4 protein-coding genes are annotated in these 15520 nt (G+C 64.3%); all 4 read right to left on the bottom strand.

From position 1 onward, the window contains the following. Nucleotides 1-19: 19 nt before the first annotated feature. Nucleotides 20-12463 (bottom strand): non-ribosomal peptide synthetase, encoded by a 12444-nt coding sequence (locus V3587_RS07580; RefSeq protein ID WP_283376310.1) that lies wholly within the window; start codon nucleotides 12461-12463, stop codon nucleotides 20-22. A 208-nt stretch (nucleotides 12464-12671) separates the two neighbouring features. Beyond that, a complete protein-coding gene (locus V3587_RS07575) occupies nucleotides 12672-13124 on the bottom strand; it encodes a flavodoxin family protein (RefSeq protein WP_019748153.1) in 453 nt (150 codons plus the stop codon). A 46-nt stretch (nucleotides 13125-13170) separates the two neighbouring features. Beyond that, nucleotides 13171-13818, bottom strand: a complete 648-nt coding sequence (locus tag V3587_RS07570; RefSeq protein WP_124566205.1) for an isochorismatase family protein — start codon at nucleotides 13816-13818, stop codon at nucleotides 13171-13173. 35 nt (nucleotides 13819-13853) lie between these two features. Further along, entirely contained in the window at nucleotides 13854-15518 is a 1665-nt protein-coding gene (locus V3587_RS07565) for a (2,3-dihydroxybenzoyl)adenylate synthase (RefSeq protein WP_283376309.1), read from the bottom strand. Between the last annotated feature and the right edge of the window lie 2 nt (nucleotides 15519-15520).

The following is a 15520-nucleotide window of genomic DNA, read 5'->3' as shown; positions in this document are numbered from 1 at the left end:
CAACTGTGTGGTTTTCGAACTATGTGGCCGTGCGTTTCGACAGATGGCTGTCGAGCAGCGGGGCAATCGCCGCCCACCCGGCTGGGGTCACCAATCCGGCGTGGTCGTACGGCAGATGGTGTACTGCCATGTCCCGGTCCCCGCGGACTCCGCGCCAGCGATCAGCCAGCAGCTGTCCGGACGCCTCGGCGTCGGCGGTGATCAGAGTAACCGGTCCGTCGTAGGTTGTGTCCGTCGAGCGGGCCACGAGCAAACGAGTGGCATCAAAACCCGCCCGAACAGCCTCGACCAGTCCCGGTGCCTGAGTGAGGATCTCGGGTGGCAGGGCGGCGGCCAGATCTCGGTCGTCTGCATCGTCGCGACCGCGATCGTCACGATCTCCCAGTGGATGAGTATCGATCAGGCCGGCGAACTCCACCGTCTCGCCGATATCGACCAGCTGAGCCGCCATCGCGGCAACGACGTTGCCACCGAACGAGTAGCCGAGCAGGTGGTACGGACCGCTCGGTTGCACGCCGCGAATCGTGTCGACGTACATCGCTGCCAATTGGTCCACGTTCGTCGGTTCGAGTGGTTCCCCGGCAACTGTGGGCAATTGGAGGCCGAACAGTGGACGGTCGGCCTCGAGGACGCCGGTCAAAGGTGCGAAGGGCCAAGCGAATCCACCCGCCGGATGCACGCAGAACAGTGGTTCACCGCTGCCTTCGGCTCGAAGGATCAGCAGGTGATCGCGACTCAGATCGATGTCGGATGCCGACTCGTCAAGGTGTGCTGCGAGCTCGGCAACTGTCGGACGGGTCATCAGCGTTCCTACACCGACGCTCACCGACAGGTCGTGCTCCATCTCCCCCACCAGCCGCATTGCTCGAAGCGAGTCGCCGCCGAGATCGAAGAAACTCTCTTCGGGATCCACCGCATCAACGCCGAGTACCCGCGCAAAGACCTGGCACAGGCGCCTTTCCGTCTCGGTTCGCGGTGCTCTGGCCGCCGCTCGGGCAGGGGGCGCCGGCAACGCACCCCGGTCCAGTTTTCCGTTGGGCGTCAGCGGTATGGAATCCACGACGACGATGTCCGACGGAACCAGGTGTGCCGGTACGCGTTCCCGCAACGCAGCTCGCAGATCGACTGCATCAACGCCGGGTTCTTCGATGACGTACCCGACCAGTCGCGGCGGCGCACCGCCTTCGCTACGGACTGACGCTGCCGCTCTCAACACTCCCGGCAGCGACGCCAGCGCGGATTCCACTTCACCCAATTCGATCCGAATGCCTCGGATCTTGACCTGATGGTCCGCGCGGCCCAGGTATTCGAGTTCGCCGTCGCGGCGACGCAGTACGACATCACCCGTGCGGTACATGCGCCTGCCGACGGAGTAGGGGTCTGCAACGAACACAGCAGAGGTCAGGGCGGTCCGGTGGAGGTAACCCATCGCCGTTCCGTCACCGGACATGTACAACTCGCCCGCCGCTCCGATCGGAACCTCCCGCAGCCCCGAATCGAGTACCCGCGCAGACGCGTTCAGAATCGGACGACCCAAGCACGGTGTCTCGCTCCCCTGAACCGGGGATCCCATCGCATTGATCGTGAACTCGGTCGGTCCGTAAAGGTCGTACCCGTCGACACCGTCCTGATCGCGCAGTCGCGACCACAGTTCGGCAGGCACAGCTTCTCCGCCGAGCATCACCAACACAGGCGTCCGCTCACCGTCGAGGAGACCGGCGGCCATCAGTTCCCGTGCATACGAGGGGGTTACGTTCACGACGTCGATCCCGACTTCGCGGTAGTGCTTCACCAGAGACACGGGGTCCAGTCGCGCCTGCTCGTCGATCACGTGAACTTCATGCCCGGCGAGCAACCAGAACAGTTCTTCCCACGACATGTCGAACGAGAACGAGACTGTGTGCGCGATGCGCAAACGTCGACCACCAGCGCTGTTCTCCGTCGGAGTGAAGATCTCGGCCTTGTGATTGTGATACATCGTCGTCAACCCGCGATGACCCACGACGACGCCCTTGGGTTTTCCGGTACTGCCCGAGGTGTAGATGACGTAGGCAGGCTGATCCGGTGAAGTCGGCCCGCATACCGCGGCCTCGTCGACGACTGGTGCCGGAGCCTGCCCGTCGAGTACCCCGGTTACGTCCGGGTCGTCGAGGACCAGACACGCCTGTCCATCGGGAACAACGAGGTCACGCGTCTGAGTCGTGGTGACCACCAGCGCAGCATCGCTGTCGAGGATCAGTTCGCGCAGGCGTGCCGGCGGGTGAGCCAGATCCAAGGGAAGATATGCCGCTCCGGTCCTCATGACGGCGAAGATCGCTACGACGTGATCGGCGGTACGCGGAAGTGCGAGCGCCACAACACGGGTCGGACCCCCGCCTGGCGCCGACTGCCCCAGCACCGAGGCGAGTAGCCGCGCCAGTCTGTCCACCCGAGAGTTCATCTCGGCCGCGCTCAGCGTGACGTCACCGAAGACCAGTGCAGTGTCGTCGGGTGTGGCCACCGCCCTTTCGCGGAGCAAGGCGTCCACGCTGCCGCCCGCCTGGTCCGGCCGCGGCATCACGACGTGCTGTGAAGCGAATTCCGCGGGAGTGCTCGAAAGCGGAATCGTCGTGTCCGCCACCGTAGCCGTGTCGGATGTCGCCATCACTTCGAGAATCGTGATGGTGCGTGACAGGACGTCCTCAGCCACGTCGTGCGGAATCAGGTCGGGGCGGTTTTCGAGTGTGAGCGCCATCGCCGCATCCCCGACACCCGGGTCCACATCGAGCGTGAGCGCATAGTGAGTGCCGTCCACCGCATCGAACCCGACGATTCCGCTGCGCCCGAACGTGTCTCGACGTGCCTGTTCGTCGCGCGGGGTGTTGCGGAAAACGTAGAGCGTGTCGAAGAGCGTGGCGAACCCTGCGCTTCGCTGCACGTCACCGAGCCCCAGAAAGTGATGCTCGAGCAGCGAACCCTGCTCGCGGAACAGGCGACCGAGCAGCGCCGGGATCTCCTCACCTGGCCGTACGCGGACACGCACCGGAATGGTGTTGAGCGCCAAGCCCACCATTCGGTCGGCGCCCTCGACCTCGGGCGAACGTCCCGAGACCGTGGATCCGAAGACGACGTCGTCTCGGCCCGTCACAGCACGCAAGGCCAGGCCCCACGCCGCAGAGACGACGGTGGACAGGGTCACGCCGCTACGTCTGGCAAGCTCGCGAACTGCCTCGGTGACGCTCTGCTCGAGCTGAACGCGGGTGAACACCGGCAACGGAGCCCGCCCACCTGATCCCGTACCACCCACGAGTGTGGGCTGCTCGAGATCCGCGAGGTAGTCCTTCCACGACGAGAGGGCGTCCGTGCGATCCGATTCGGCGATCCATCGCAGGTGATCACGGAAGTCCGCAGGCTTGTCGAGCGCGCCGTCGAGTCCAACCGGGTCCGTGCCGTGAGTGCGAGCAAACTCGTAGAGCGCAAACAACTCCGCGTACATCAAGGTCTGCGACCAACCGTCGGTCAGCAGGTGGTGCTGAGTGAAGACGAGGTGCGCTCCCCCACCTGGCAACCAGACCAACACCATTCGAATGAGTGGCGGCGCACTCAAGTCGAACAGCCTGCCGAATTCGGCCTCGTCGACTGCGCGGACCTCGATATCCAAGTCCTCGGGTGCGACAGCGCTCAGATCGATCTCACGGAAAGGCATTTCGGCTTCCCTGGGCACGAACTGCACCGGAGCATCGAACCCGGCGTGTGTGAATCCGGCCCGCAAGTTCGGATAGCGCCGCAAGAGCGCATCCCCCGCTGCGCGGAGTGAGCGAACGTCGACGGCGGCATCGGCGGAGAACTCGAATCGCGGCTGCATGTGATAAACATCCGTACCGCCGGCACCGTCCAGAACCGACTGGAAGTACATGCCTTCCTGCAAGGGACCGAGCGGTAGCACATCCTGCCAGCCCGGGCTCAGCGACTCGAGCCGTGCCCGTCGATCCGTATCGACGGCTACGAGAGGGCTCGGCACACGATCCGGCGCGGTGTCGGGCAATGCCTTGCGGTCTACCTTCCCGTTGAGCGTGAGCGGTAGTGCCTCGAGAACCGTGATGGTCTGCGGCACCATGTGTTCGGGTAGGAGCCGCGCAATCTCCTTGCGCACCAGTACCGAATCGAGCGCGGTTGCACCTTCGGGAACCACGTATCCGTGCAGACTTCCGGTACCCGCCGCATCGACGCGGACGGTGGCTGCCGCGCGGAACACACCGGCTACCGATCCGAGTGCGCCTTCGACCTCGCCGAGCTCGATGCGGAAACCGCGGACCTTCACCTGATCGTCCGCACGGCGCAGGAAGTGCAAAACCCCTCGCCTGCGTCGGACCAGATCTCCGGTGCGGTAGAGGCGTGCCCCCGGCAGAGAAGGATCGGCGACGAACCGAGCGACGGTCAGATCGGGGCGGTTCAGGTATCCGCGAACCACCTGCGCACCGCCCAGGTACAGCTCGCCCGCAACGCCTTCCGGAACCTCGCGCAGGTCGTCGTCGAGGATTCGTACGTGCACATCGGTCCAGGGTCGACCGATCGTGACTCGGTCACCGGTCGTGATGACCGAAGATGTCGCCCACACCGTGGCCTCGGTGGGTCCGTAGACATTCCGGACCGAAGCAGCGTTGGCCACCAGATCGTCGGCAAGATCCTGTGGGAGTGCTTCCCCTCCCACCAAGGCGCGCACCGCGGCGAGGCGGGGCGCATCCTCATGTTCGGTGACCACTCGCCACAGTGCCGGCGTCGCCTGCATCACTGTCGCATCACTCGCGATGATCAACGCCGACAACGCATCCGGGTCGCGAACCGTCCGGCGGTCCGCGATGATGACCGTGGCGCCCGCTGCGAGCGGGCACAGCAACTCGAGTGCCGCGATGTCGAACGACACCGTTGTCACCGCCACGATGCGATCGCCCGGCCTGATCCAGCGATCCTCGACTACCGTGTCCGCGAAGGCCGCGAGGTTGCCCGTCGAGACCATGACGCCCTTGGGGCGACCCGTCGAACCGGAGGTGTGGATCACGTAGGCGAGGTGATCACCCGCCGCAGGCGCCGGAGGAAGCACGACGCCCGAGTTGGTGAACTCACCGTCCACGAAGACGCTCGTGGCGACCATCGACGGAAGTTGACCTGCGCTGTCGATACTGGTCAGGACACACACCGGCGACGCGTCCTCGATCATGAACTCGAGCCGCTCAGTCGGGTAGTCGACGTCGAGTGGCAGGTACGCCGCGCCGATGCGCAGTACCGCGAGCAGTCCGGCCACCAGATCCGCATCTCGATCGAGCGCGACGGCGACTACCTTCTCAGGCCCTGCGCCGGCCGCGAGCAGTTCGCGAGCCAACTCGTCGACCCGCGCCGACAGTTCCCCGTAGGTAATTCCGACCTCACCGGAGACTACCGCGACGTCGTCGGGGTGACGGCTGACCTGTCGGGCGAACAACTGCGAAATTCCGGCAGGCGACGTCGCGCGTCGGTCCGGGTCACGGTCCGACTTGCTCTCCGGCAGCCGGAGATCCGCGACGACGGTGCTGTTTTCGTGGCTCAGAACCGCGATCACACCGTCGAGCAGTGCGTCTGCGGTGGCGGCGTCGAACAGCCCGGCATCAACCGTCAATCGAAGTTCTGTTGCAGTTCGGACGAACTCGAGGTCGACGCTCTTACCGGGCGAGTGACCGACGCGGGCAGCGAAGAGGCTGCTGGTAGGACGTCCGAGTAGATCGGCGATTCGGTCGAGGCTGACATCGGAATGCGCGCGTGCCTCGGACACTGCGTCTTCGACTCGTCGAACGACATCGGCAATGTGCGGCCGGCCGGACAGGTCGATCCGAATCAGGGTGTCCGTCTCGTCCGAGGACAGCCCGACCGCAAGGTCCCGACCACCGCCGAAGCCGTTCAGCGTCGCCGCCACGGCGGCCAACAGCACCGCGTCGAATCTTGATCCGTCACCGAACCGAGCATCGCGTAACTGACGAACGTAGGTGTGCGGGCGGTACTCTTCGCCGCGCGAGCGATCGTAGGGAAGGTCCGTTTCGAGGGGCAGGCCCGCAAGCGTGCGAACCCAGTACCGCTCGTGATCAGGATTTCCAGCCGCTGCTGGGGAGCGGAACGTCGCCGCGTTCACGGTGGGTCGATCAACGACAGCGACCGAATCCGGCGAGAACTTCTTCTGATCGACGCGGGCGGCCGCGGCAAGACCGAGGGGGGTCGGGGTGTCGAACACATCCGAGACGACGACGCGGATGCCCAGCTTCCGCAGACTGCCCACCAACCTCATCGCAGTGAGCGAGTGACCACCGAGAGTGAAGAAATTGTCACCCGGATCGACGTCGGAAAGCTCCAATACCGTTGCAACACAGGCACATACTGCATCGACGACCGCGGGATCGGCGTCGATCACCTGACGTTGCTCGCCGGCCCTCTCCGCGGCGGCCGTTGCATCGGCAACGCGGCGTGTCTGTCGGACAACCGTCAGCACCGCGGATGCGGGAGCTGTCGGTTCGGTCAACAAACCACGCAGGATCTCGGCGAGCCGAGCGACCGTTCGCTGCGCCGTGGCTTCGGAGACAACCGCCGGATCGTGGTACAGGACCAGATCCAGACCGGTGCTCGGCGGTGCCATCAACGTCATCGGATAGTGCGTGACTCCGCGGTTGGTGAATCCCTCGACCCGAAGTGTGTGCGACGCAGGCTGTCCCGCACCGGAGTTCGGGAAGTTCTCGAATACCAGGAGCGTGTCGAACAGTTGACCGATCCCGGCGATGCGTTCGATCTCGGCCAAACTGGTGTGCTCGACGTCCACGATGTCGAATTGCGCGTTCTGCAGCCCCACGAACTGTTCCAGCAAAGGCTCGTTCGCGGCGATGTCGAGGCGGGCCGGAATCGTGTTGCTGAACAACCCGACCATCCCCTCCACTCCGGCGAGTTCGGCAGGTCGACCTGACACGGTGGCCCCGAACACGACGTCCCACTGTCCCGTCGCCTCGGCGAGCGTTGCCGCCCACGCGCCCTGGACCAGCGTGTTGATCGTCAGCGCTCGCGCACGGCCGAGTTCGATCAACGCATCGGCGTCCGATGCCGCAAGTGGAACTTCGAGCGCGACGGGCACACTTCGCGGCGCCCCTATGTCGGCAACGAGAGTCGGCGCGGCGAGCCCACGTAAACGCTCGCTCCACACTGCACGGGCAGAGTCCTGATCCCGGCCGGCGAGCCACGCCAAGTAGTCGCGATACGGAGTCGGCGACGGGAGGTGCGCATCGCCGTCATGGTAGACGTTCATCAACTCGCGCAGGACGATCGGCGTCGACCACCCGTCCGTGAGCAGATGATGCGCGTTGAGAACGAGTCTGTGCACCCCACCGGGCAGCCGGATCAGTAGAGCGCGCAGAAGTGGCGGCGAACTGACGTCGAAGACATGCTCGGCGGCCTCGTCCTCGAGCTGAGCTGCAGAGCGGAATGCGGTGGAAGCTGGAACGGAGGTCAGGTCGACCGAACGCCACTCGACTCTTGCACCGCGCGGAATGACTTGAACGGGACGTTCGAACTGCTCGTAGTGGAAAGCGGCGCGCAAGTTCGGGTGCCTGTCGATCACCGTCTCGAACGCGTCGGCCAGCTTTCCTTCGTCCAAGGGGCCGGAAAGGTCGAAGCGTGCAGTAAGCGTGTAAACATCTGCCGCGCCGTCGCGGACCGCGTGGAACAGGAGACCTTCTTGAAGCGGCGACAACGGAAGTACGTCGGCAAGCGGTCCGTGGACGGCTTCGAGTTCGTCGATCCCTGCCTGATCGACCAGCGCGCCCTGGCCGAAGATCGTCGCCGAGCAATCGGAAGGCGTCAAACCACCCTCGAAGAGCGCGGCATGCGCGGTCAGGGCAGCGAGCGCACGTTCCCAATGCTCTTGCAGCTCGACGATCGTCGCGTCGTCAAGCACTGAACCCGCCGCAGTCCATTCGACTGCCAGCGTCGTCTCCCCATCCTCGCGGACGAATGCGTTGAGCGCCAGCACTTCCGACATAGCCTTGGTCGCCGGTTCGATAACCGCGAATGCATCCTGTTCCGGCAATCGCCATCCGGATCCGGGCAGGGACGGGAAGCGGCCGAGATAGTTGAGCAGCAGTTCGGGAGTAGCGCACGCGGAAAGATCAGGTGCGGTTTCGGGATCCAGGTGCCGCAGAACTCCGTAGCCGACGCCACCTCCAGGCACGGCGCGTTTTGCCTCCTTCACCGCCCGAAGCAGATGCCCGGCAGCTGCCCCGCCGCTGAGCGCGTCGGAAAGATCGTCGGCGGTCAGCAGTGCTTCGGTGGGAACCCGAACCGGGAATTCGCTGGTGAACCACCCGATGGTTCCGGCGAAGTCGGTGTCGCTGGTGAGCGCGTCGCGGCCGTGGCCTTCGACGGTGACGGTCTGCGCGGGCAACCCGGTCAGGCCGTGACCGTGCTGCCACGAGCGCACTGCAAGCATCAAACCAGCAAGAAGCACTTCGTCGGCCTTGGCTCGATACGCCGCCGGAAGCGTGGTCAACAGCGCGTCGGTGACGGCCGGGGGCGCAACAGTTGTCGTGCGGGAAGCTGTTGCGGTCACGTCGATGTCCGGGTCGAGGCGACGGCTGCCGATCGGCTCGTCGTCCGCCTGCACCGATGCGGACTTCCAGTGCTCCAGCTCTGATGCCCTGCTGCCCGAGGTCCCGAATTCTGCGAGCAACCCCGCGTATCGACGCCACGAAGTGCCGCCGGCAGCCAACCGGGCGGACCTGCGCTCGCGTGCAGCATCGGTGGCTTCGTGGAGATCGGGAAGCAGAATTCGCCAGGACACACCGTCGACGATCAAATGGTGAGCCACCACGATCAATTGATCGGGCCGACCGGCCTCAGTCCTCACCAGCACAACGTGCAAGAGTTCACCGGCGCGTGGATCGAGACTCGCTGCCGCCGCCTCTGCGAGCTCTCTGATCCGGAGCGGTTCGGGGCTGTCGGACACCTCGCGAACGAGCCCTTCGCTACGCACCGCGCCCGCGTCGCGGACGATCAATTCAGCAGTGCCGCTGTCGTTGTCACGCCGCAGGAGCAGACGGAGAGCGTCGTGGTGATCGAGGACCGTCTGTACGCCGGACTGCAGGTCATCCAGTGAGAGGTCGTCGTCGATGCGCACCGCAGTCCACTGCGCGTAGCCCGCGATTGCCTCGTCTGTCGGATTCTTGTCGATCAGTGCCCGAACGATCGGCGGAGCGATCACCGTGCCGGTCGCCACGTCCGCGACCGTAGCTGCGACGTCGGCGTCATCGGCAATCTTGCGCGCTGCAGCGGCAATGGTTCCCAGATCTCGCTGTGCAAGAAGCTCTTTGGGAGCCACGACCAGCCCGCGCACCCGCAGGCGACTGCTGACGCTGATTGCCGTGATGCTGTCACCACCGAGGCCGAAGAAGTCCTCGTCCACGCCGACGCGTTCGCGGCCGAGCACCTCGGCCACCACGTCACAGAGAATTTCTTCGTGCGGTGTGGACGCAGCGCGACCTTCCGACTCGGTAGCCGGGGCGGGTAGTGCCGCGCGATCGAGCTTTCCGTTCACCGTGACGGGTAGTTCGTCGAGAACGACGATTGCGGCCGGAACCAGATGATCCGGTACACGACCGGCGAGGTCTCGGCGTAGCTCTTCCTGCGGCGGAAGCGTCGCGCCGACAGCGGCGACAACGTAGCCGACCAGGCTGGGCCGTCCTCCGTCCGTACGGATCAGCGCGGCAGCCGCGCCGATTCCGGGCACCGATCCGAGAACAGCTTCGACCTCGCTCAACTCGACACGATGCCCGCGGATCTTCACCTGCTTGTCGCTACGACCGATGAAGTCGTAGCCCCGCCCCGGTACCCAGCGCGCGACGTCCCCAGCGCGGTACATCAGATCTCCCGGAGCACCGAAAGGATCGGCGACGAAACGCTCGGAGGTTGCACCGGCGCGGCCGAGGTATCCCCTGGCCAATTGCGGTCCGGCCAGATAGAGCTCACCTCGTTCACCGTCGGCGACCGGCTCGAGCGCGCTGTCGAGCAGGTACGCACGGGTACCCGCAAGGGGGTACCCGATACGCGGTCCGGCGCCTTCGACCGTGGTCGCGATCGCATCGACCGTCGTTTCGGTGGGACCGTACAGGTTTCGAGCCGGAACACCGGATTCGATGATCGCGTCCCATAGTGCGGGCGGTGCCGCTTCGCCGCCCACGACAAGCAGTTGCAGCCGCTGCGTGCGCAGCAATCCGTTGTCCACCATCGCTGCCGCCATCGACGGCGTCGTGTCGACCACGTCGACACGATCTCGCTCGAACGCCGCGACCAGGGCAACAGCGTCCTTCTGGAGTTCTTCGTCGTACACATGAACCCGATGACCACACAGTAGCCACAACAGCTGATCGAGAGACGCGTCGAAGGCGAACGACGCCGTGTGCGCGGTATGCAGTTGCCGGTTTCCGACTCGCTCGGCAGTTTCCCGGTACATAGTGGCGCGGTGGTGGTGAAGCAGATGCGCCAATCCACCACTTCTGACCAACACACCCTTTGGCTTGCCGGTCGATCCAGAGGTGTAGATGACGTACGCCAGGTGATCACCATGCCGCGGTGTCGCCAGTTCACCGAGTTCGAGTGGAAGCTCGGAATTGGCACGGAGTTCTTCTCGCGCGGCGTCGGAATCGAGTGCGAGCGGGACGGGCCGCGAATCTCCGACGAGTTTCCCGGCCAGTGCGGAAGTGGTGAGCACCACCTTCGGTTGCGCGTCGTCGACCAAGTCCCGCAATCGCTCAGCCGGGTGCTGCGGATCCAAGGCCACGTACGCTGCGCCCGCGCTCAATGTCGCGAGCAGCGCGACGACCATCTCGGACGTTCGCGGAAGTGCAAGTCCGACAATGTCGTCCGGGCCGACGTCGCGAGCGCGAAGCAACCGCGCAAGCTGGTGGACGCGGCCACCGAGTTCTGCGCCTGTCAAACGTTCCTCACCGCACACGAGGACCGTGTCATCCGCATGATCGGCGACGATGCGGTCGAAGACGTCGGGGACGAGCTCGACGGAGCCAGGCACAGGTTCGGTCTCACGGCCGGCAAGGATCCGCGCAGCCTCGGGTGCCGGCATCATCTGCACCTGTCCGACGGCAGGATCTTGCTCCCCCACCATCGCGTTCACGATGCTCACGAAACCGGCGAGGCGTCGCTGAACCGAATCCCGAGTATTGGTACGCGCGTCCACTTCGAATCCGAGTAGGACTTCGCCGTCCGCTATGGGGGTGACCGTCAAACCCAGGTCCTCCGGCGGACCTCCGGCGACGTTACGCAGTACGCCCACAGCGCCGGCGAAGTCGAGGGCGAAGTCGAAAGCCTTGAGATTGATTCCGATCCCGTGAAGGAGTGCGCCGGTACCCGCGACGCCCAGGTCCCGAGCAAGATTCTCACCGCGGTAGCGCTGGTGCGCGCGCAGGCTTTTCATCGTGGCGGCTACCTGCTTGCTCAGGTCACCGAGACGATCGTGGCTGCGAATCGTCAACCGGAGAGGCAGAACGTTGACTGCCATGGCCGGGGTCTTGAGTGCCGTGCGCCCAACGCGCGCCATGAGTGGCATCGCGATGACAACATCCGTCTCACCCAGCAATCGGTGGAGAAACGCGCCGTAGCAGGCGATCAACGCCTCGGCCCACGTTGTTCCCGTCGCGTCTGCCACCTCTTTGAGGCGGCCGAGGGCGTCGGCACTGATGACCTCACGAACCTGGATCGTTCGTTCCGCCGGACCGGCGACCTGCTGGCCGCGCCCGTCCAACGCGGGCAACGGCGTCAGGACATCACGCCAGTAGTCACGATCTTCCGCGAACTGCTCGCCCGCCCGGTACGCCTCGTCCTCGCTGACCAGATCGGTCATAGAACCGAATCGCGTTGGCGCGACCTCGGTTCCCTTCTTCGCGGCCGTGTAGTGCGCAGCGACACGGCGCGAAATCATAGCTGCGCTGTATCCGTCGACGATCAGGTGGTGATAGAGCTGGATGCACCAGATTTCGCGATCGGAGAGCCTGATCAGCGAGTACGTGTACAGCGGACGCTCCACCATCAAGCGGCAGTACTCGGACGCCCGGCTACGCTCGGCGTCGACCAATGCGTGCGCCACGGCTACGGGATCGCGCTCGTCACGGACATCGGTGATCGGGATGACGCCCACCGGCTCGTCGGAGATGTACTGACGCGGGCCGTCGACTGTCTCCACCATCCGCAGCCGCATGGTTTCGGCTTCACCGATCGTCGCCGTGATGGCGGCCGTCAGAAGGTCGGTGTCGATCGGTTCGTCGCCCGAGATTTCGAGCACCTCACCGACGAGGTAGCTCCGAGATTCGGGATCAAGCCTCTGCGCGTTCCAAATCCCGAGTTGAGCTCCTGTGAGAGCAAACGTAGCTTCGTTTGCCGCTCCGGAGTTCGAACCTGGAAGAACGCTCACACTGATCCCCTCGTCTGTGGACACACGTCACCCAAGGGTGACCTAACGTCGTTTTGGGTAGCCTAAACTAAATGGCGAGGAATCGGGGAATCCGCCTCGCCGGTGACCCGAATTCCGATGGCTCCCGACGCGTTCACAAGAGAACACCCGCTGCTACAACCGCTTGCAGGACAATCTCTTTCGTGAACCGAAACGAGAAAAGTGAAGGCTAGTCCATCAGCGTTGCTGCTACGGTTCCGCCCAGTTCATAACAACCATCGCGGACGGATTTGTCCACGCTCACAGTCACTTCGAGCGGATCCGCCACCGCGACCAATCCGAGCCCGGTGGCGAGCTTGCGCACCGACGACACGGCACCGGCAGTGTCGTTGTTGCCGTGAACCCACAGGCCGTACGGCCGATCCGACACCGCACCGAGGCATTGGTAGTACGTGGTGTCGAAGAAGTATTTCAGCGCACCCGACATGTAACCGAAGTTTGCGGTGGTACCGAAAAGATAGCCGTCAGCAGCGAGTACGTCGGGCACCGTCGCCGCCAACGCCGGCACTACCTTCACCTCCACACCCTCGATCTCGGGATCGCGAGCGCCCGCGAGGACTGCATCCAACAATTCGTGGGTTGTCGGCGAGGGCGAGTGGTGAACCACCAACAAAGTCTTCACACACCTGACAATACGGCGACGGGTGGCGCACCCGTCGCGTTCACTCCTACGCCGAAACCGTTTCCGCGCTCATCGCCTTGACCAGGTCGTCGGTTCGGGTGACCGAGGCGCAGCGCCCGGCCGCGTACTCGAGTGCACCGACATGCTCGTCGAGGGAGAAGTCGGCCACCGCGTCACCCACGAAGAAGATCTGCACGTCTTGCATGAACCCGTCCAAAGCGGTAGTCAGGCAGCCGATGTGGGCATAGATTCCGGTGATGATCAGCTGGTCACGACCACTCTCACGCAGCCGTTCACGCAGGTCCGTCTTGATGAAGGCGCTGTAGCGCCATTTTGTGAGCATCACGTCGTCCGGATGCGGAGCCAACTCGGCGATCACGTCGGTGTGAGCGGGATCTGCCTTCAGTCCCGGTCCCCAGAAATCCGACAGCAACGCGCGCTCCTCGGGATCCTGATCTCCGGGTTGCGCGGTGTAGACGATCGGGATTCCGGCAGCTCGCGCCGACGAGCGAAGGCGATCGATATTCGGAACCACGGTTCGGAGCGGGTCGACGCTTCGGTCGTACGCGTTCACGAAATACTCCTGCATGTCGTGCAGAAGCAGTACCGCGCGGGAAGGATCGAGAGTCCAGTCGACCCGATTCTGCGGAAACTCGGTGGGCATCTCGTATCGGACTGCGGTGGGTAGCGCCATGAAGAATCTCCTCCAAGAAGTGGGGCGAGAACCGATCAACTCGACAGCGTCTGTGCCGCAATCGATTCACTGAGAACACGGCGCAGGGCCGCCTTACTGGTCTTTCCGACGCCGGTGACGGGGAACTCGGTCACGAACTCCACTCGATCCGGCACTTTGTATGCCGCAACGCCTCGGCCTCGTATGTATCGCTTGATCTCGCCGACGGTCGGCGCTTCTCCGGCGACCACCAGGACAGCACACGTTCGCTCGCCCAGGTACTCGTCGGGGACGGCGACGACGGCCGCATCGTGGACAGCAGGATGCGAGAGCAGGTGGTTCTCGATCTCCTCTGCGGCCACCTTCTCACCGCCGCGGTTGATCTGGTCCTTTGCGCGACCTTCGACAATCAGGTGTCCCGTATCGGTGACGCTGACCAGATCGCCGGTGCGATAGAACCCTTCGGCGTCGAAGACCTCGGCATTGTGCGCATCTGCCCGGTAATAGCCACGGATCGTGTACGGCCCCCGAGTCAGTAAGTGCCCCGTGGTTCCGGGCTCGACGAGCGTGCCCTCGTCGTCGACCACACGAACCTCGTCGTCCGGCGAAATAGGCCGACCCTGCGTACTGACGATCAATTCTTGCGTGTCGTCGAGGCGGGTGTAGTTGACCAGCCCTTCGGCCATCCCGAACACCTGCTGGAGGGTGCAGCCCAGCTCCTCGGGTACGCGCGCAGCAGCTTCGGCGCTGAACTTTGCTCCCCCGACGCCGAGAACCCGCAAGCTCGACAGATCGTGATCTGCCTTGCTGGGGGCAGCCATCCAGGCCAACGCGATCGGTGGAACCAAAGAAGCGTGCGTGACTCGCTCTGATTCGATCAGACCGAAAGCTGTGGACGGCATGGTGTCCGGCGCCAGAACCACGGTGCCACCCGCGTGGAATACACCCAGGATGCCTGGCGAACTCATCGGAAAATTATGCGCTGCAGGAAGAACCACCAACATGCGCGTCGAGTCGTCGACGCCGCAGATCGGGTTCGATGCCCGCACCGAGTAAAGGTAGTCGGCGTGCGTTCGCGGAATCAGCTTCGGAACACCGGTCGTGCCACCGGAAAGCTGAAGAAAGGCGACCGACAACGGATCGACGTCGGCAAGAACGGGAATCTCGTATCCGCGCAGCGAATCGAAACCGACAAACTCTTCGGGGTCACCGGCCACGATCACAACAGGCGGAGTCTCGAGGCCCTCGTTCACCTCACGCGCCAGTGCGCGGTAGTCGAACCCGCCATGACGGTCGGCGACGATATAGGCAGCGACATCAGCGAACTGGCAGAAGTAGCCGATTTCGGTTCGGCGATGCGCCGGCAACCCGAATACCGGCAGGGCGCCGAGCTTCAACACACCGAACAATGCTTCGACGTATTCCACGATGTTCGGTAGCTGCAGAAGTACCCGGTCACCGGGGCGAACACCCAACCCGGACAGGCCTCCGGCCACGGCCGAGCTGCGACGATCGAGCTCGGAATACGTCAGCCGTGTCTGTGTGCCAGCGGCATCGCTGCCGACCACCGCTTCGTTGTCGGGATACCGTGCGGCCGCGGCCGTGATGAATCCGGCCAGCGTCTCGTCAGTCCAATAGCCTCGCTCCCGATAATGCGTCACCAATTCGGGTGGATACTGTGCGACGGGTGCCAAGGGCTCGCGAGCGATCCTCGAGGTCATGC

Source organism: Rhodococcus sp. IEGM 1306 (assembly GCF_036541985.1).
GTDB classification, from domain to species: Bacteria; Actinomycetota; Actinomycetes; order Mycobacteriales; family Mycobacteriaceae; genus Rhodococcus_F; species Rhodococcus_F qingshengii.
This window is presented reverse-complemented; position numbering and strand designations above follow the sequence as displayed.

Coding starts and splice junctions, on each gene's coding strand:
- V3587_RS07570 (WP_124566205.1), bottom strand. CDS start 13,818: ATGGCGCTACCCACCGCAGTCCGATACGAGATGCCCACCGAGTTTCCG.
- V3587_RS07565 (WP_283376309.1), bottom strand. CDS start 15,518: ATGACCTCGAGGATCGCTCGCGAGCCCTTGGCACCCGTCGCACAGTAT.